17 protein-coding genes and 3 pseudogenes are annotated in these 16,903 nt (G+C 69.3%); 12 read left to right on the top strand and 8 right to left on the bottom strand.

Features of this window, described 5'->3' with window-relative positions; all coding sequences use genetic code 11:
• Positions 1 to 184 precede the first annotated feature (184 nt).
• The gene (locus tag AB0F82_RS34950) at positions 185 to 607 is read left to right on the top strand and encodes a hypothetical protein (protein ID WP_362634971.1); all 423 of its coding nucleotides are present in this window, start codon (positions 185 to 187) and stop codon (positions 605 to 607) included.
• Between the two features lie 33 nt (positions 608 to 640).
• Positions 641 to 2,035 (top strand): hypothetical protein, encoded by a 1,395-nt coding sequence (locus tag AB0F82_RS34945; protein WP_362634969.1) that lies wholly within the window; start codon positions 641 to 643, stop codon positions 2,033 to 2,035.
• Positions 2,036 to 2,064: 29 nt separating this feature from the next.
• On the opposite strand, the gene AB0F82_RS34940 is transcribed toward AB0F82_RS34945, so the two are convergent.
• Positions 2,065 to 2,193, bottom strand: a complete 129-nt coding sequence (locus tag AB0F82_RS34940; RefSeq protein WP_362634966.1) for a hypothetical protein — start codon at positions 2,191 to 2,193, stop codon at positions 2,065 to 2,067.
• 176 nt (positions 2,194 to 2,369) lie between these two features.
• On the opposite strand from AB0F82_RS34940, the gene AB0F82_RS34935 reads away from it, so the two are divergent.
• Complete coding sequence (locus tag AB0F82_RS34935) at positions 2,370 to 2,861, top strand: hypothetical protein (protein WP_362634963.1); 492 nt, start codon at positions 2,370 to 2,372, stop codon at positions 2,859 to 2,861.
• A gap of 56 nt (positions 2,862 to 2,917) precedes the next feature.
• Here AB0F82_RS34935 and AB0F82_RS34930 read toward each other — a convergent pair whose 3' ends face one another.
• Positions 2,918 to 3,262, bottom strand: a complete 345-nt coding sequence (locus tag AB0F82_RS34930; RefSeq protein ID WP_362634960.1) for a hypothetical protein — start codon at positions 3,260 to 3,262, stop codon at positions 2,918 to 2,920.
• 190 nt (positions 3,263 to 3,452) lie between these two features.
• Between AB0F82_RS34930 and AB0F82_RS34925 the strand changes: the two genes are divergently transcribed.
• The 5 genes from AB0F82_RS34925 (at position 3,453) to AB0F82_RS34905 (ending at position 6,096) form a co-directional block, all read left to right on the top strand.
• Positions 3,453 to 3,761, top strand: a complete 309-nt coding sequence (locus AB0F82_RS34925) for a hypothetical protein (RefSeq protein WP_362634958.1) — start codon at positions 3,453 to 3,455, stop codon at positions 3,759 to 3,761.
• An 841-nt stretch (positions 3,762 to 4,602) separates the two neighbouring features.
• Positions 4,603 to 4,800 carry a type II toxin-antitoxin system Phd/YefM family antitoxin gene (locus tag AB0F82_RS34920; RefSeq protein WP_362634955.1) on the top strand — a complete coding sequence of 66 codons (198 nt, stop codon included), beginning with the start codon at positions 4,603 to 4,605 and terminating at the stop codon, positions 4,798 to 4,800.
• A gap of 38 nt (positions 4,801 to 4,838) precedes the next feature.
• Positions 4,839 to 5,207 (top strand): DUF6247 family protein, encoded by a 369-nt coding sequence (locus AB0F82_RS34915; RefSeq protein WP_362634952.1) that lies wholly within the window; start codon positions 4,839 to 4,841, stop codon positions 5,205 to 5,207.
• Positions 5,204 to 5,527 (top strand): hypothetical protein, encoded by a 324-nt coding sequence (locus AB0F82_RS34910; RefSeq protein ID WP_362634950.1) that lies wholly within the window; start codon positions 5,204 to 5,206, stop codon positions 5,525 to 5,527. Before AB0F82_RS34915 ends, AB0F82_RS34910 begins: the two co-directional genes overlap by 4 nt.
• Before the next feature lie 272 nt (positions 5,528 to 5,799).
• A complete protein-coding gene (locus AB0F82_RS34905) occupies positions 5,800 to 6,096 on the top strand; it encodes a hypothetical protein (protein ID WP_362634948.1) in 297 nt (98 codons plus the stop codon).
• A gap of 15 nt (positions 6,097 to 6,111) precedes the next feature.
• Here AB0F82_RS34905 and AB0F82_RS34900 read toward each other — a convergent pair.
• A pseudogene (locus AB0F82_RS34900) lies at positions 6,112 to 7,039 on the bottom strand (IS5 family transposase).
• A gap of 236 nt (positions 7,040 to 7,275) precedes the next feature.
• Between AB0F82_RS34900 and AB0F82_RS34895 the strand changes: the two are divergent.
• Both AB0F82_RS34895 and AB0F82_RS34890 read left to right on the top strand, forming a co-directional pair.
• The gene (locus AB0F82_RS34895; protein WP_362634945.1) at positions 7,276 to 7,404 is read left to right on the top strand and encodes a hypothetical protein; all 129 of its coding nucleotides are present in this window, start codon (positions 7,276 to 7,278) and stop codon (positions 7,402 to 7,404) included.
• A 2-nt stretch (positions 7,405 to 7,406) separates the two neighbouring features.
• Positions 7,407 to 7,829: a hypothetical protein gene (locus AB0F82_RS34890; RefSeq protein WP_362634944.1), complete on the top strand. Its 423-nt coding sequence runs from the start codon at positions 7,407 to 7,409 to the stop codon at positions 7,827 to 7,829.
• 149 nt (positions 7,830 to 7,978) lie between these two features.
• Here the strand turns inward: AB0F82_RS34890 and AB0F82_RS34885 are convergent, their stop codons facing one another.
• The 5 genes from AB0F82_RS34885 to AB0F82_RS34865 all read right to left on the bottom strand — a co-directional run bounded on the left by AB0F82_RS34885 (position 7,979) and on the right by AB0F82_RS34865 (position 12,876).
• Positions 7,979 to 8,716, bottom strand: coding sequence for a DUF4344 domain-containing metallopeptidase (locus AB0F82_RS34885; protein WP_362634942.1), 738 nt, complete (start codon positions 8,714 to 8,716; stop codon positions 7,979 to 7,981).
• Positions 8,717 to 9,399: 683 nt separating this feature from the next.
• Positions 9,400 to 10,104, bottom strand: a complete 705-nt coding sequence (locus AB0F82_RS34880; protein ID WP_362634940.1) for a hypothetical protein — start codon at positions 10,102 to 10,104, stop codon at positions 9,400 to 9,402.
• A gap of 206 nt (positions 10,105 to 10,310) precedes the next feature.
• Positions 10,311 to 10,979: a helicase associated domain-containing protein gene (locus tag AB0F82_RS34875; RefSeq protein WP_362635036.1), complete on the bottom strand. Its 669-nt coding sequence runs from the start codon at positions 10,977 to 10,979 to the stop codon at positions 10,311 to 10,313.
• Between the two features lie 279 nt (positions 10,980 to 11,258).
• The gene (locus tag AB0F82_RS34870; protein WP_362634937.1) at positions 11,259 to 11,888 is read right to left on the bottom strand and encodes a hypothetical protein; all 630 of its coding nucleotides are present in this window, start codon (positions 11,886 to 11,888) and stop codon (positions 11,259 to 11,261) included.
• Positions 11,889 to 11,895: 7 nt separating this feature from the next.
• Positions 11,896 to 12,876, bottom strand: a complete 981-nt coding sequence (locus tag AB0F82_RS34865) for an ATP-binding protein (protein WP_362635034.1) — start codon at positions 12,874 to 12,876, stop codon at positions 11,896 to 11,898.
• Between the two features lie 142 nt (positions 12,877 to 13,018).
• Between AB0F82_RS34865 and AB0F82_RS38845 the strand changes: the two are divergent.
• Both AB0F82_RS38845 and AB0F82_RS38840 read left to right on the top strand, forming a co-directional pair.
• Positions 13,019 to 14,260 (top strand): annotated as a pseudogene (locus AB0F82_RS38845) (putative T7SS-secreted protein); the annotation flags it as partial.
• Between the two features lie 858 nt (positions 14,261 to 15,118).
• A pseudogene (locus tag AB0F82_RS38840) lies at positions 15,119 to 16,903 on the top strand (RHS domain-containing protein); the annotation flags it as partial.

Genomic DNA, 16,903 nt, shown 5'->3' with positions numbered 1-16,903 from the left:
TCAACGGCACAGGAGCCTCGTGCGTTGCGGGACGCCGACCGGTCACCCGATCAGTGGCCACTCTGAAAGACCTCAGTGCCCCGTCGGTGAGACCGCATGGACTGAGGCCTAGTCGCTGCATTCCGGCACGCCTGGATGGGGTGCTGCGGCAGTCTGTACGGAGGACCGATACTCGGAGTGTGATGTGGCTTCTATGCTGGACCTGATCTGTGATGGATGCCGTAAGCCCATCGCCAACGACGACGGATACCTCTGGGTGGACACGACGGAAATCCGTCGTACCGAAGAGTCGGCTCGTACCTGGGAGGCGGAGCGCACGGACGAGGCCGACGGATCCCTCTCCTTCAGCGGGGCCGACATCTTCGGCTACCCCGAGAAAGTGCGCTGGCAGGCGCACCACACCCGCTGTGATCCCGCACCAGGCAGCGGTGCCTACGACATCCCCGCAGCCAAGATCCGGACGTGGGAACAGCTCCTGGACTGGACGGCCCACCTCATGGAGAAGTCGTGGCTGCCACACACGGACTGGGACGACTGCCTGCGGGGTGTCCACCGAGGTGGTGGCCGCCTTGTGGCCGCGTCAGAGGCCGACGCCCGGAATTCCTGACTGGATGTCGGTCCCTTCTGCGAGGATCGACGGATGGCCGACAGCAGGGATCGCTCGACCCTTCGACAGGTGGTGGGCGACGTCGTCGCTCGGCTCGGAGGGCACTCGCACGCCAGGCTGAACGCGGCGTTCGCTGAGCTGGGGATGCCGACAGTTCCTGAGGAGGGAACCAAGGGCGAGCGCGTGGAGCGGAGCTTCGCGCAGGTTCCCGACAGCGATCTCCCTCTCGTGGCGAACCGCATCTTGGCTGCGGGCCAGGGGAGTCCGCAGCAGAGGTTCCGGATTGAGGATGAGCTCTGGGCGGAGTCCTCACCGCCGGAGATACCCACGAGGATCCGGCGCGAGTTGGCCCGGTCCCTCGACCTGAACGCCATGACACCCAACGAGACCAGGTTCATGGCGATGCTGAGCCGGTACTGGGTGCTCGGCGACGAGCTGAGCCCACTCCTCGACGCGTTCTTCAGCTCCCAGGGGCCAAGCCTCAGGCGCGACATCCAGCAGCACGTCTTTCGCAACCCGGGGGACTGGACGGCAGAGATCCTTCTGGAGAACCTGGGCGCCTTCGAGGCCGGCGACTCCAGGTTCGCCCGGTTCCTCGAAGCGATGGTCTCCGCCGACGTCCTCCTCGACGAATCCACACAACGGCTCCTCGTGGACACGATCAACGAGCACATCCGCAGTGCAGCCGTCGAGCTACGAGAAACGGGGATTGAAGGCGGCTACCCGCGCTTCACCATGGTCTCCACCCGGCTCGCCGGGAACCGGAAGCCGAAGAACATCATCTTCGCGTCCCTCACCAAGCCCGACATCCGCTTCAAGAACGCGATGGATAACGACATCGAGATCGTCGGGGACCCAGAGAACGAGCTGGTCTACGACCGCCAGACACCAGATCACGGCCTCCGCTGGCGTGACCTTCAGGCCTGGTGGCAGGACACGCGCAAGATCCTGGATGAAGCCGAGGCCAAGACCTCCCTCTACAAACGGCTCCACCGCTGCCTGCCCGAAAACTCGCCGGGCCAACAGAACCTCTTCGGCGCCTACCACCATGTCCTCGGCGACAGGGTCTACGACCTGCCCGTGCTGCTCCCCGAGGTGTGGCTGCACTGGGACCACCGCACCGTCCGCGAACGCGGCCCCCAGGCACTACTGCGCTCCCGCATGGACTTCCTCCTTCTGCTCCCGCACCGACAGCGCATCGTTCTCGAGGTCGACGGATCCCAGCACTACACCCGCGACCGAGGCCAGCGCCCCGACACCGCGAAGTACGCGGAGATGGTGGCCGCCGACCGCGATCTCAAGCTCAGGGGGTATGAAGTCTTCCGGTTCGGCCATGACGAACTCGAAGAAGCCCGCGACGCACAAGCTCTCATGGAACGATTCCTGCCGGCGCTGTTCCAGCGCTTCGATACCGGGGTCGGTGGCTGAACCTGCCCGCCACCCAGTATCCAGACCTGTCAGTTGAGGAAGGAGCCGCGGCAGAAGGAGGGATCAGCTGCCCAGGTCTGGAGCGCGACGCCTTCCCAGCCGTTGAGCCGGTACCTGAGCCGGGTCTCGGCAGCGTCGAGGAGGTAGTCGCGGACCATCGCCTCGCCTCCTCGTTCGTGCTGGCTCTTGAGCGAGTGCTGGATGCTGGCGAGGGTCCGGATGGCCTGGACTCGGTAGAGGTGTCCGAGCTGCAGGACATCGAAGTGGTGTCGGACCCGTGCCGTGAGTTCTTCGGTCCACCCGCCGGAGCTGACACGAAGTACTTCAGCATGGGGTGCTCAGAATCCGTGATCCGGGCCGCGAGCCACTGGTCACCGTCTATGTCGTCGAAGTACGGATGGAGCAGCGTGGTCTCGCGACTCGACGGCGCGTGGTCATTCTTGATGTGATTGCAGTCGCCACAGGCCGGTACGAGGTTGAGCGGGTTCACGCAGATGGCCGGGAAGCTGCTCTTGGGCATGACGTGGTCGAGCTGGCTGACATCGCGGTGTCCGCACATGGGACACCGCTCATCCTCTGCGGAGTACTTGAGCGCGTCGTATATCGGGCGACCTGGCCCACGCTGATCGGCCATGCCGCGTGTATAGATCCACTTGGCCGCGTCCTTGTCATCGACGCCTGGCACCTTGAAGTAGCACGCTTTGAGCGCATGCAGCGTGCCGTCGGTGGCGGCGTCGAGGTACAGGCGGGCAGCCCTGTCTACAGCCGGCGTCGCTTTGTTCAACCGAGTACGCCGCCTCTCCTCACCGTTCTCTGTGACGCTTGAGATGCACTGCTTGTAGGTCGTCACGGCGGTGTGTGCGGGTCTTTCGAGGGGCCACATCAGAGGTGACCGTCCGGGTCGTTCTTCTCCGCGAGGAGGACGCGGACGAGGCTCTTGGCCTCGCTTCCGAGTTTGTTGCTGAAGCGGTCGAGGACCTGTTCGTAGGTGGCCAGCTGCCGCACAGCTCTGCGGATCTCGGCGTAGAAGCCGGACTCCATGACCTCCAGGCCGAAGATCTCGTGGGTGAGTACCCCGACGTTCTCCCCATAGGTCTCGATCCGGGGCCGTCGTGGCCAGCACGTGTCGCCGCTAAGGCTGAGCTTGTAGACACACGAGCCGGGCACCTCTTGCAGAACGACCGGTGAGTGAGTTGCGACGATGGCGACGGCGTTACGGTCCGTCACATCGACACGGGCCCCGCCTGCTCTGAACCGATGCGGTACCTGTCCTCGCCGTGGTGTGGGGACAGCGGAGCCGCGCGCCCTCCTGACGCCGGTCGACCGCACGGCGCGGAGGGCGCTGCCGTGCGCCATCGGAGGGATCAGCGGGAGTGGTGAGGCCGCGGGTCGTGGCGGGGGCCCTCAATCTGGCCTGGTGAGCGAATCCACAAAGAGGTCCGGCGTTCCGTCGGACGAGCAGGTTGTCGAGCGCCTCGTGCCCGCGTGGCTGCGTGAGGCGGAGGCGCACGAGTCTTCGGCGGCCCACGAGGCCGCCGAAGACTGGAAGCGCGGCCGGCTGTCGCCCGCAGCCGCCCGGGAGTTGGCCGAGTGGGTGACGGCTCGTGTGACGCAGACGGCGTTCAACGAGGAGGAAGGCCCCACGCGCAACGGTCCTGCCCCCATCAGCGTCTCGGACAAGTCAGCCGTCCACCGCTGGCTCGCCGCGCAGGGCCACCGCCTCTGACAGTGCGCTCACCAGTTCGGCCTGTCCGGACCAAGGCGGATCCTCATCGCGCTCTGAACCCATGCGTAGGCGGGGGAGGGAGGGGACGGGATGGCCATGTGGGCCGTCCTGCTGGGCTCGATTCGCCAGCACTCGGCCATGGCCTCGGGGAGCCGTAGTTTCGGTATTGCACCCCCACCGCTGGTGGACTGGGACTGGACGGTGGATTTCGGGGACGCGCACGCGGGCGCGGCGGGCGTTCTCGTCGGCGGCAACGAGCCGGGCCCTGTGTACTTCGATGTCGGGAGCGGTTCGGACGTGCTGTCGACCATGCACTGGTCGGCCAACGACGGCCGGGCCCACCGCCCGCGCGCCGAGGCCCTCCGGGCGGTCTGCGCCTGCGGATGGCGCAGTGCCGCCCCGTACCCCTGGACTGGGACACGATCAGCGACCAACCCCTGTACGAAGCGGACATCGACCTCACCGGACCGCTCGCGGACTGGACCGCGCACCTGTCCGTCGTCCGCGACGCCGCAGTCCCGCTGCCCGGGCGGCTGGCCGCGCTCCCGGTCGAGACGGCCGGGCAGCTGACCGCCACGGCCGCGAACGCGCCGTTGGCCCCGCTGCGCGCCGCGGGTGTGCTGAAGCGGATCGCCGCCCGGGTGAGCCGGGAGGCTGCGGGCGCGCTGTGCGACGACGGTATGCAGGCCGAGGAGGTGGCCACCGCGGACGAGAGCGGTTGTGGCGTTGCCCCGCGTCTGTGGGGATGGTTCGAGGGTGCCGTTGGCGATATGTCCGGAAGGGGGTTGGTGTGCGTGGAGGTAAACTATCGCAACTATGATAGTTGGGGTACGTTGGGGGGATGGAGCCGAAGACGTACACGACGATCGATCTCCGCAAGCAGATGGGTGAGATCCTCGACCGCACCCGGATCGCGGGGGAGCCTGCCGCGATCACCCGCAAGGGCAAGACCCTGGCCTACCTGGTGCCGGCCGAGTGGTTCGAGCAGTACATGGCACAGCCTCCGTCGGCCCCCGGCGCCGGCCAGAACGCCGCCTGAAAGGGCGGGACCGCAGCCAGACCAGGAGTTCCTTCGCCATGACAGCGCAGCCCATCCACTTCGACGGCCCCGGCGGCGAGAAGCCCCGCCAGGTGCCGCCGATGCCCGAACGCACCCCGCAGGCTCTGCGCCTGGCCATTCAGGAACACGCCCCGCATCTGCTGCCGGACTTCGAGGCGCATTGGCGCCGCGCGATCGGCGACGCCTTCAACCTCACCCCGGTACCGGCCTTCATGCGCTTGTGGTGGACCCAGTACGCCATCGCCCGCGACCCAGGCCTGGAAGCCCACCTGCGTGACCTCGAAGCCCGCGCCGCGCAGTCCGAGGACCCGGGAGAGTCCGCCCGGCTCCTGGCCGAGTACAGCCGACTACGCCGCCAAGCGGCCGTGGTGGAGCCCGGGCGGTGACCGATGAGCTTCCACTCCCGCCCTGGAAGATGGACTGGACGGCAGAGGCGCTCCAGGAATTCGAAAACATGCCGCAAGACGGCAAGCAGCTGGTCCTGTCAGCCCGCGCCGAGCTGATCACCGCCCCGGATCCCTATTACCGGGGAATCGACGCCGACGTGTCACTGCCGCACTGGATCACCGTCCGCCCGCTGGCCTCGACCAGTCCGGGTGGCCCGCACATCGCCGACCTCGCCGGTGGCCGGGGCTGGCTCATCTTCACCTTCGTCCGCCGCCATGCCGACCCTCAGATCACCGTCACCGACGCGTTCTGGGCCTGACCGTTCGTCCGTGCCAGCAACGCCCCCTGCCCCATGTGAGTTGGCCGGGCGTAGAGACCGGCACTGATCTGGTCTGGGCCGTCCTGTCGTCGACCTACGCCCGCGGGGATGGTTCGACGTTCAGCTCCGAGAAGAGACGCGTACTTTCGTCGACCCCGCGCCCGCGGGGACGCTGTTGAGCGAGTGGCTAGGAGCTGTCCGGCCGATCATGGTCAGAGTCGACCTTTCTGAAGCCGATTGCCCGAGTTCCGTTGGCGCGCGACCATCGCCGAATGGATGAAGTTGAGGGTCTGATGCTGGTGCGGGTTGTGCAGACGTGTCTGGCCTACCCGTCCCAGTGGGATGCCTGGACGGCGGAAGGCCAGTACCTGTCCCTCCGTTACCGGCACGGTGAAGGCTGCGTCGAGCGCCATCCTGGCCCTGACCTCGACACACCGGACTCCTGGAATGAGGGCCTCTCGGAACTCCTGGCCGAATGGGACGACGGCACGGGTAGCGAAGTGATCAGCCTTGAAGCCTTCCTCGCGGCCTCTGGCCTGGCGTTGGCTGCGGGCGCATCGGTGAGCTGACGTCGAAAAGCACGGTCATGTCCGGAGCCAGATCGCGAGGGCTGCCGCGGTGGCCGTACCAAGGAAGACGTAGCCGCGTTTGTCGTATCGAGTGGCGGCGGCTCGGGCGTGCTTGAGCTTGTCGATGGCCCGCTCGACGGTGTTGCGCTTCTTGTACCGCTCTTCGTCGAAACCTGGTGGCCGGCCGCCGCGCGAGCCCTTGCGCAGGCGCGCGCCCTGGCTGTCGGTCTTCTCCGGGATTGTGTGCCGGATGCCGCGGCGTCGCAGGTAATCGCGGCGGGGCCCGTTGCTGTAAGCCTTGTCTGCGGCGAGACTGTCCGGCTTCTTGCGGGGCCTGCCCGTCCCGAGTCGAGGAACGCGGATCTTCTCCAGCACCGGCTTGAACTGAGTACAGTCCGCTCGCTGCCCTGGCGTGACAATCAGGGACAGCGGACGGCAGCGGCCGTCCGCGCTCAGGTGGAGCTTGGTCGTGAACCCGCCGCGCGAGCGGCCCAGGCCCTCACCTCCAGCACCACCTCCACCAGCCGGGCGACGAGACTCTGCCACGGCGTCTCGTCCTGGTGTTCTGCCAGCAGGTCCCCCTTTGAGGCGGGAGTCGGCGGCGGATCGGTGCGGGCGCCGGCGGCATGCTGGTGCGCTCGCACGATGGTGGAGTCGACGGAGATGTCCCAGTCGATCTCACCCGCCGCATCGGCCTCGGCCTGGACCTGCTGGAGCAGGCGTTCCCAGGTTCCGTCAGCTGACCACTGCCGGTGTCGTTCATAGACGGTCTTCCACGGGCCGAACCGGGCAGATCACGCCACTGCACGCCGGTCCGGACCCGGTGAAGGATCCCGTCAATCACCTGCCGGTGGTCCCGCCACCGACCACAACGCCTGTTGCTGACCGGCAGGAACGGCCGCAGCCGTTCCCACTCGGCATCACTCAGATCACCCCGCCCCATGCCCCTGTCAACGAATCCGGGACCGAGTAGTCACATGATCGGCCGGACAGCTCCTAGCCGGTGGTGAGCGCGAGGCCCGGAAGCACGATGTGTTCCTGGCCCGGCCGCGGGGCTGGCGGAACCAGGTCTGGGAGGCCGATCACGTCCAGGCCCCGGTCCTGGTCGATGTCGAGGGCACCGTCCGCAGACCGTGGGTCACCTGGTTTGGGGACTGCGCGTCGAACACGATCTCGGGCGTGGCTGTCACCCCGGGGCATCCGTCGCGGGAGGCGGTCCTGGCCGCGCTGCGCGCCGCGGTGGTGCGCGAGGAGCCGTTCGGGCCGCAGGGCGGCCTCCGGGCGAAAGCACAGGCGGACCGGGGCTGACGGTGACCGCCGCGTTCAACGCCCTCGACGTCACCGTCGAGGACCTGCCCGCCTACACCCCGCACCTGAAGGCCACGGTGGAGGGGGGCCTGAACCGGGCCGTGGAGCCGATGTTCCTTGTCGCGCTGCCCGGATACGACCGCCGGCCCCGGCCGGGCCGGTGCCGCGCGCGGCCGAAGGACGAGGTGCTCCTGGACTTCGAGGACTTCACCACCCGCCTGCTGGACGTTGCACACCGCTTCGGCGCCGATTCCGCGGTAGTCCCCGGAACCCTGCTGCGCGACTACGCGGACGAGATCGACGGGGTGCACGTCATTTACCTCATTGACCGCTGCGGATCTCGTCGATGCGCTTCGCCAGAGCCTGTGTCTCCGCGACCAGCCGCCCGTGCGCCTTCTTCTGCTCCTCGGCACCCCGGTCCCTGAACGCCCCGCTGAAGTGGGGTTGGAGCTGGGTCCACCAGCCGTAGTCCAGCATTGCCCACGCCTGCGGGCAGAGGGGGGCGCGGGTCTTCGGGAGATAGCCGCTGTCGACCAGGGACTGCTGGTACTTCTTCGGGTCGCTGCCCTCCAGGTCACAGGAAGTTGAAGGCCCGCTGCTGGGTAACGGGGTGGTCGCTCGACATGCCCTCCAGGGTCGGCGTGCCTTCCTTGCGTGCGATCTCGTCGAAGAGGATCGCGGCGGCCAGCGACGGGCCCGGCCCGACCTGGTTGACGGTGTAGAAGGACGCGAAGCCGTCCGCCGCGTCCTCTTCGAGACCGAGGTTGGCCAGGCGGAGCTGGCGCTGCAGGGCATGGCCCATCTCGTGGCCGAAGATGAATTCAGTCGACAGCACAGTCAGGTCGCCGGCGTTGTACTCGGACGCGGGGAACGGGGCGGGCCGTTCGACGGTCTTCACGACGTCGGCGAGGGCCTTCTCGATCTCGGTCAGGAACGGTGGCGGGACGAAGATTGTCCTGCCGTCGGGCTGGGTGACGGCGTCGGTGACGCCGGGCGGCACGGCAGCGGTGACCTTCACGACCATGTCGTGCGGGAGGGTGAGTGATCTGTTCACCCAGTCGGCCGTACGCTCCAGCACGCGGGAGTTCCGGATCAGTGCCACGGCCTCCCGGTCCTCCGGTTTGACCGTTTGGGCCTCGTAGACGACGGTGACCCTGCCGGAGCGCGCCGCCTGGGGGCGGGCCCCCGCTCCAGGCCCCTGCCCGGCGTCCCGGGCCTCGCCGCTGCACCCGGTCGAGACGACCCCGGCGAGGAGCAGCACACCTGACAGAACGATGCGCGCCCTCTTCGAGCGACCGGCGGTGTTCGGCATCCTTGATCGGCTCCCGTCGCGTGTCCCCGCACTGATCCTCCGGCCGTCCGGAGGCGGGTGCCCGCCGAGCCGCCCGTACGGGGGACCGTTCGCTGTGTGGGCGATCTTCGGGAGGCCGCCTGGTCCCCGGCACACCCGCCCACACGGAACGAGAAGGCGAAGCCGGCGGACCCGTCCCCTCGGCAATGTTCGCGATCTTCGCCAGCCCGGCGATGCGAAGGGATCCTCGCCGCCCACGCCAACGTCGGCCCGTGCCCTGCCTGCGACCGGATCTTCGCGACACGCTGCCTCCGGCCAAACCCTCACCCATGGCGATCTCGACGCGCTCGCCGCCCATTCGGGACGCGGCGGCGCCCACAGCACGGACTACCTCCGAGGCATCCTCGTCACCTTCGGCGTGCTGCCCGACCGGGACGAACACCTGGTACTCATCGAACGCCACCTCGCCCGCACCCTCGCCCGCCACCCTCAGCACACGGCCCTCCTGCGCCCCTACGTCCGCTGGTCGGCCCTGCCGCGGGCACGACGCCGCGCCGCCCGAAGCCCCAGCACGCGCGGGCGTGCCTCTTGGGCCGCCACCCGGATCAGCGCCGCCGTCGCCTTCCTAAATTTCATCAGACCCATACCTAGGCGCGCGAGAGAACTCGCGTCATACGACAGCCACTGCGCGCTTATGCGTGCCGTCAGCCTGTCGCGCCGGGCAGGGCCGTGAAGGTTGCGCTGGCTGACCGCGAGGACACCGCCCCTTCCACCGCGAGTTCTCCGTCGATGGAGATGGTGCACTGGAGCCAGCCGTCGGGATGCTCGGGGTTGGAGGTGATGATCGTGAGCATGGGCATCGCGTCGATGCCCGACATCACGACGTCCTGCTTCCACGGCGTGACGCCGGCCTTGACCTGTTTTTGCTCTCCTTTCAGAGGGTCGCCGACGGCGTAGGCCACCTCGAAGGAGCCGGTGCCGGTCACCTCGTAGGTGACCTTGGTTCCGCGCTTGCGCCGGAAGGGGAGGAACTTGCTGTTCATGTACGGCCTCTGAGAAAGCGGACAAGGCGAAGTCTCGGTGATCCTCGCACGTGCTGCCGGGACGGCCCGCAGGGGTACCGGGCACGGACGCAGCTTCTGCGCCACCTGCTGCCGGTCAGTTCGGCCGCGCGCATCGTGAACCGGGAGGCGCTGCCGGCCGGCCGCCAGCAGTGCATCGCCTTCCTGACCGCCTGCGGCCTCCCCGACCGCACGGCGCAGCGTTGGGCACAGGCCTTCGCCCGGATCACACGGCACCGCGCCGCCGATCTGGAGATGACGCGCGACGTGGAGGCCGCACTGGCCATCCTGATGAAGAGTGCCGAGCCCCCGGCTCCCCACCAGCAGATCGACCGGTGGCTCGAACACCTGCCGTCCTCCAGGGCCGTCCGCCTTCTCAGGCCGGAAGCCATACTGGAACCCACCTGCTCGGGAGCACATTGTGAGGCGGATCCACCCGCAGGGTGAGCGAGCAGCCTGACCGCTGCCGGGGGAAGTCGTACATGGCCCCCCACGGCCCGTTGTGGAGTACCGGCGGACCACCACGGATAGTGGTGGTCCGCCGGCGTTCTCGGTCACGGCCGCGCCCAGTCGACGCCGAGTTCGGCGAGCGCGGCGCGCTGCTCCTGGTCGAGCTTGTCGCGGCGTTGTTTCTGGTTGGCGAGCCACACCCCAACGCGGCGAATCTCGCCGTCGGGCATCTCCTGGACACCGGCCCGCCCCGGCAGGACGCCCTCCCGCGCGATGTACTGCTGAAGGGCCTCAAAGCCCTTCAGGAACGCCGTACCGCCCGCGCGCGGCCCGGCGGCCGTGGCCATCTTCGCCGCCGCCTTGCGGGCGCGTGGGGCCTTGGTCACGCCGAGTTCGCCGAGTCGGCGTTGCTGTTCCTCGCTCAGCCGGTCCCAGTCCCGTCGTTGGGTGGCGAGCCAGCGTCCGATGTCTTCGCCGTGGCGGGTCACGCCGGGGACGATCGCGGTCGGGCGGACGCCTTCGGCGAGGAGTTGGGTGAGGTAGGCGTAGTGGCGTTGCCAGTCGACCGTCCACCCCAGCACCGCCGGGTTCCAGTCGGGGTCGATCGCGGCGAGCGCCGCGGCCCGCCGCTCGGCGCGCATCGGGTCCTTCCCGAGCCCGCCGGGCCGGCGGATGTTCGTGAGCCACTGCCCGACCTGGACGTCCAGGATGGCCGCGCCCCGCGGGGCGGCCAGCGTCCCGTGCCGCTCGTAGTAGGCGCGGGCGGTGTCGATCGGGGGGTGGGTAGTTGGTGTGTTGGGTGGGGTGTGAGCTGCGGGGTTGTGTGTTGGTTGGGAATGGGTTTTGGTGGGGGCGGGTGGGCCTGACCTGGGGTTGTGTGGGTTGCAGTGGGAATTTTTCGGGGGTGTTGTGGGTAGCTTCTGCGTCTAATGGTCCGGGGTGTGTTTTGCCTGGTCAGGCGTGTTGTGCCTGGTCGTAGGCCTGGCTTGGTGTCTCTGGTGTCGGAGTGTTGTAGGGACCGTTCGGGCGGGCCGGGGCGGGTAGCTCCTGGTTCAGTGGTCGGTGGGTTGGGGGTTTTTGCCGGTCCAGTACAGGGCGGTGTCGATGTCGCGTGCGGTCCAGCCGTGAGTGTGTGCTGGGCTGTGTTGGAGGAGGTCGTCGAGGAGTTGCATGTAGCGGCTGTAGCGTCCCGGTGTGCTGGTGAGGGTGAGGCCCAGGGTGTCCAGGGCGTGTTGGACACGGCGGTCGTAGACGGCCATCCGGCTGGGTGCCGCTGCTGTCAGGGCGGCCGAGGCGAGGGCGTCGCCGGTACGGAAGCCGGGCAGCTCCATCATGATGCTGCGTCCTGTGCGGGCAGCCTGGCTGCGCGGTACGGCGGTGTCACGGACTGCGGTGACGGCACGCTCGGTGACCTCGCGCACATGTGCGTCGGGCAGGGACATGAGCGCCGATACCCACCGGGTTTGTGCGGAAAGCCGTTTCCAGACGACCAGGGCCGCGATGTCCGTCTTCCCGAGACTGCCAGCGCGCTCGGTTCGTTGTACGACGTCGTGGAACACCTCGTCGTAGTGCGGTGAGACCTCTGCCAGGTAGCCGGCCCGGGCGGGGATCAGGACGTCCCACGCCTGGCCGCAGAGGGCAGCGGACTCATCGTCGGTCGGCGTATGCCTGGGTTTCTTCACGTCCGCATCATGCCGGTGTGGACGGTCGGCGGGTGCGGGGGCGCTGTGCCTGTTCGGCGAGGTGGTCGAGCTGGATGGCTTCCAGTGTCTTCTTGGTGATGTGTTCGGTGCCGTCGCAGATGGCGGTGATGGCGGCTTGGCGGATGAGGCGGGTGAGGCTGCCGATGCGGCCGGCGGTGCGCTGGTGGAGGTAGGTGGCGTGGCGGGGGAGGGTGCCTGGGCGGTGGTGTTGGAGGTCGAGGGCGCTTTCGAAGTCGGTGATGACGTCGGTGAAGGGGTGCCGGTTGCCGTGGCGGGCGGGGAGGGGGCCGCAGTCGATGAGGGAGGCGCGGCCGGCGAGTTGGGCGCCGCGCACCCCGCTGAACAGGGGTGTTGCGGTGACGTCGATGCCGGCGTAGACGAAGGTGGCGCTGATGCGTTCGGTGAGGTCTTTGAGGAGGTCGGCGGCTTGGGCGCCGGTGGTGGTGCGGGGGTTGAGGCGGTGGATCTCGTCGATGAGGATCAGGCGGACGCCGGCGGTGTTGTAGGTGTGGCAGACGGCTTCGGTGATCTGGGCCTGGGTCATGCGGCTGGTGGTGGGGATGCCGAGGTAGCGGGCGAATTCGGCGGTGAGGGTCTTCGCGGTGGCGCCCGGCGGGACGAGGACGTAGGCGACCGGAACTTGAGGGTGGTGGCCGGGCGGGCTGGGGGTGCGGTGGGTGTGGGCGAGGTGGCAGGTGCGTCCGACGTGGAGCAGGGCGGTGGTTTTTCCTGCTGCTGCGGGGCCGGTGACGATCAGTGAGGGCCGTGCGGTCGTGCTCTGGTGGCGGCCGAGGATCATCAGGGTGCGCACGCTGGTGGCGAGGGTGTTGATGGCGGGGGTGCGGACGGTGACGAACGCGGAGTGGTAGGCGAGGCGTTCGTCGGGGCTGCGGGGCGCTTCGCCGGGCTGTGGCGGGGCGGGTGGCGCCGTGGTGGCGAAGTGGTGCCAGCCCTGCCAGGTGGTCACCGGCCATGACGCGGTCATGGTGTCCGCCGTGGACAGCCTTGCTCGGCCGGCGTCGGGTGTGGTGTTGCTGCCGGGATCGCCGGCTGTGGTGGGTGGGCGGGTGTTCACCATTTCAGGGCCTCCGTGATCGGCCGCCAACCAGCTCGGCGCGGACGTCTCCGAGCTGGAGCTCGGACAGACCGAGGACCCGAACAAGCTGGTCTACGGCAGCGTGTCGAAGATCCGCGCGCAGGTCTCGCACCTCAGTGACTTCGAGCTCTCGTTCACACTCGTCGGCAACGGCCTGAAGGCCCTGGAAGGCGACGGCCTGAAGGGCGCGTCGGCGAACGCGTTCCGGGACGCGATAGCCAAGGAGCCGCCGCGCTGGTTCAAGGCGGCCGAGGCCTTCGGCAAGGCCGCCGACGCGATCAACCGGTTCGCGGACACCGTGGAGTGGGCACAGGGCCAGGCCAAGGAGGCCCTGGAGGAGTACAACAGGGCCAAGACGGTCTCTCAGGACGCGCGCAGCGCCTATTACAAGTCGATCATCGACTACAAGGCGGCGGTGAAGGCGGAGAAGGACACGCTGCCGCCGCGGCCGGCCGACGACTTCACCGACCCCGCCGATCCGGTGTTCAAGGCGGCCGACGACAAGCTCCAGACCGCGCGCACCCAGCGCAACGAGGTCGCGGAGACGGCCCGTACGGCGGTCCGCGCGGCCCGCGACGCCGCCCCGCCCAAGCCCTCGTACGCCGAACAGCTCAAAGACGGCATGGACTACCTGGAGCTCGCGGAAACCCACCTGGCCGGGGGCGTCCTCAAGGGAACGGCGGGCCTCGCCAACTTCGTCCGCGCGGTCACCCCGTTCGACCCGTACAACCTGACCCACCCCGCCGAGTACCGGACCAGCCTCAACTCGACGGTCGCCGGCCTGATCGTGTCGGTCAACGACCCCATAGGCACGGGCAAGCAGATGCTCGACGACTTCATGAAGGACCCCACCGAAGGCGTCGGCAAATTCCTCCCGGAACTCGCCGGCACCAAGGGCCTCGGCGCCGGGAAGAAGGCCGGCACGGCCGCGAAGCACCTGGACGACCTGGATGGCGCGGGCGGCAAGGAGACGGACGGCCCGGGCCGCAAGGAGACGGACGGGAAAGGACCGCACCACGGCGAGCGGCCCGACCCGGACAAGGCCAGTGAGGGCACCGACCCCGTCGACCTCGCCACCGGCCGGATGTACCTCCCGCAGACGGACGTGGTCCTGCCCGGCACGTTCCCGTTCGCGTTCACGCGCCGTGCGGAGTCCGGCTACCGGGCGGGCCGCTGGTTCGGCCCCACCTGGTCCTCCACGATCGACCAGCACTTGGAGATCGACGCCAAGGGCGTCGTCCTGGTCTCCGAGGACGGCCTCCTCGTCGGCTATCCGCATCCCGCCCCCGGTGTGCCCGTACTGCCGGTGTCGGCGTCGGGCCCGCGCCACCCGCTGGCACGCACCCCTGACGGCGACTGGACGCTGACGGACCCGCTGACGGGCGCCGTCCGCCGCTTCGTCCCGCCGGCCGACGGCGCCGAGAACGGCATCGCGCCGATCGCCCAGTTCGAGGATCCGAACGGCAACCACGTCGTCTTCGAGTACGACGAGCACGGCACGCCGCTGGGTCTCACCCACTCGGGCGGCTACCGGCTGCACTTCGAGACCGAAGGCGGCCGGATTACGGCCCTGCACCTGTCCGGCGGCGGCCGCGTCCTCGCGTACGGCTACACCGACGGGAACCTGACCGAGGTCACCAACTCCTCCGGTCTGCCTCTGCGGTTCACCTACGACGACCGCGCCCGCATCACCTCCTGGACGGATACGAACGAGCGCCGCTATGAGTACGCCTACGACGACCTCGACCGGTGTGTCGCCGAGGCCGGCGAGGCGGGCCACATCGCCCTCACCTTCCGCTACGACGACGTGGACCCGCAGACCCGCCACCGGGTGACGCGTGTGACCACCGCCGCAGGTCATACCCGCCAGTACCTGATCGACGACCGGTACCGGGTGGTGGCCGAGACCGACCCGCTCGGCGCGGTCACCCGGTACCAGTACGACAGCGGCGGCCGGAGGACCGCGCTCACCGATCCGCTCGGCCACACCACCCGCAGCACCTTCGACGACACGGGCCGCATGGTTTCCTACGTCAGGCCCGACGGCCGGGAGGCCCACGCCGAGTACAACGACCTCGGCCGGCCGGTCAAGGTCGTTGCCGTGGACGGATCGGTCGTCCACCAGACCTACGACGAGCGCGGAAACCGCACCGCGGTCAGCCGCCCCGACGGGACGGTCACCCACTTCGGCTACGACGAGAGCGGCCACCGCACCACCGTCACCGACCCCCAGGGGGCGGTCACGCGGATCCGCAGCGACCGGGCCGGGCTGCCGCTCGCCGTCACCGACCGGCTCGGCGCCACCACCACGTACGAGCGGGCCGCCTTCGGGCGGGTCACGGCGGTCACCGACCCCCTGGGGGCGGTCACCCGCATGGAATGGACGGTGGAGGGCAAGCCGCTGCACCGGACCCGGACGGCCGGCGCCGCTCGTGGACGTATGACGGCGAGGGGAACTGCCTGACCCGTACGGACGGTTCCGACGGCGGCGGGGTGCACTTCGAGTACACCCACTTCGACCTGCTCGCCGCCCGGACCGACGCGGACGGCACGCGCCATGCTTACACGTACGACGCCGAGCTGCGGCTGACCGGGGTCCGCAACCCGCAGGGCATGACCTGGGAGTACACCTACGACCCGGCGGGCCGGCTCGTCGCCCGCACCGACGCCCTCGGGCAGCGGATCACGTACGAGCGCGACGCCTTGGGGCACACCGTCCGCAAGGACGCGGGCGGCACGGTGACGACGTACGAGTACGACGTCTTCGACCGGCTCGCCGTCGCGGTGTGCGGGGACAGCGTGCTGACCCGGCTGGCGGGACCGGGCGGGCCGCATCCTCCGGGAGACGGTCGACGGCCGCACCCTCACCTACACCTACGACGCCATGGGGCGCCGCACCGGCCGGAGCACCCCCACGGGCGCCGTCGCCGCCTGGGCGTACGACGCCGCAGGCCGCTACGACGCCCTGACCACGTCCGGCCGCCGGATCGGCTTCACGCACGACGCGGCGGGCCAGGAGCTCAGCCGTACCTACGGCGACGCGGTCACCCTCGACCAGGCGTGGGACGAGACCGGCCGGCTGGTGGAGCAGCGGCTCACGGGCGCCGGGCAGGGGGTGGTGCAGCGCCGCGGCTACACCTACCGGTCCGACGGGGTCCTGACCGGCGTCGACGATCTGTTGGCCGGCCCGCGCAGCTTCGATCTCGACCCGCGCGGCCGGGTGACGGCGGTGCACGCCGGTAACTGGACCGAGCGCTACGCCTACGACGACGTGGGCAACCAGACCTCCGCGTACTGGCCCGGCGCCCATCCCGGAGGCGGGGAAGCCACCGGACCGCGCACCTATGAGGGCACCCGGCTGATCGGCGCGGGCCGGGTCCGCCACGAACGACGTCCTCGGCCGGGTCGTGCTCCGCCAGAAGGCCCGGCTCTCGCGCAGGCCCGACACCTGGCGCTACGAGTGGGACGCCGAGGACCGGATCACGGCCGTCACCACCCCGGACGGGACGCGCTGGCGGTACACGTACGACCCGCTGGGACGGCGGACGGCGAAGGAACGGATGACGCCAGACGGCCTGGAGGTGGCCGAGCGCACGGTCTTCACCTGGGACGGCACCGTGCTGTGCGAGCAGCGGACCGCCGCCGCGGCGCAGGAGGCCGGCGGGATCGCCGTGACCTGGGACCACCGCGGCCTGCAGCCGCTCGCGCAGACGGAGCGGATCCTGGGCGCCGGCCAGGAGGTGGTGGACGAGCGGTTCTACGCCATCGTCACCGACCTGGTGGGCGCGCCCGCCGAACTCGTCGACGAGCGCGGCGGACTGGCCTGGCGCAGCCGCTCCACACTGTGGGGATCCACGGCCTGGAACCGGGACGCCACGGCCTACACGCCGCTGCGCTT

Origin of the sequence: Streptomyces virginiae (assembly GCF_040638905.1) — a bacterium.
Classification (GTDB): domain Bacteria; phylum Actinomycetota; class Actinomycetes; order Streptomycetales; family Streptomycetaceae; genus Streptomyces; species Streptomyces virginiae_B.
Note: the sequence above shows the minus strand (reverse complement) of the source record. Positions and strands in the feature narration are given on the sequence as shown.

What these genes read in the sequence shown, in the direction of transcription:
- AB0F82_RS34945 (WP_362634969.1), top strand. Translation starts at nt 641, where the DNA reads ATGGCCGACAGCAGGGATCGCTCGACCCTTCGACAGGTGGTGGGCGAC.
- AB0F82_RS34940 (WP_362634966.1), bottom strand. Translation starts at nt 2,193, where the DNA reads ATGGTCCGCGACTACCTCCTCGACGCTGCCGAGACCCGGCTCAGGTAC.
- AB0F82_RS34920 (WP_362634955.1), top strand. Translation starts at nt 4,603, where the DNA reads ATGGAGCCGAAGACGTACACGACGATCGATCTCCGCAAGCAGATGGGT.
- AB0F82_RS34915 (WP_362634952.1), top strand. Translation starts at nt 4,839, where the DNA reads ATGACAGCGCAGCCCATCCACTTCGACGGCCCCGGCGGCGAGAAGCCC.
- AB0F82_RS34905 (WP_362634948.1), top strand. Translation starts at nt 5,800, where the DNA reads ATGGATGAAGTTGAGGGTCTGATGCTGGTGCGGGTTGTGCAGACGTGT.
- AB0F82_RS34885 (WP_362634942.1), bottom strand. Translation starts at nt 8,716, where the DNA reads ATGCCGAACACCGCCGGTCGCTCGAAGAGGGCGCGCATCGTTCTGTCA.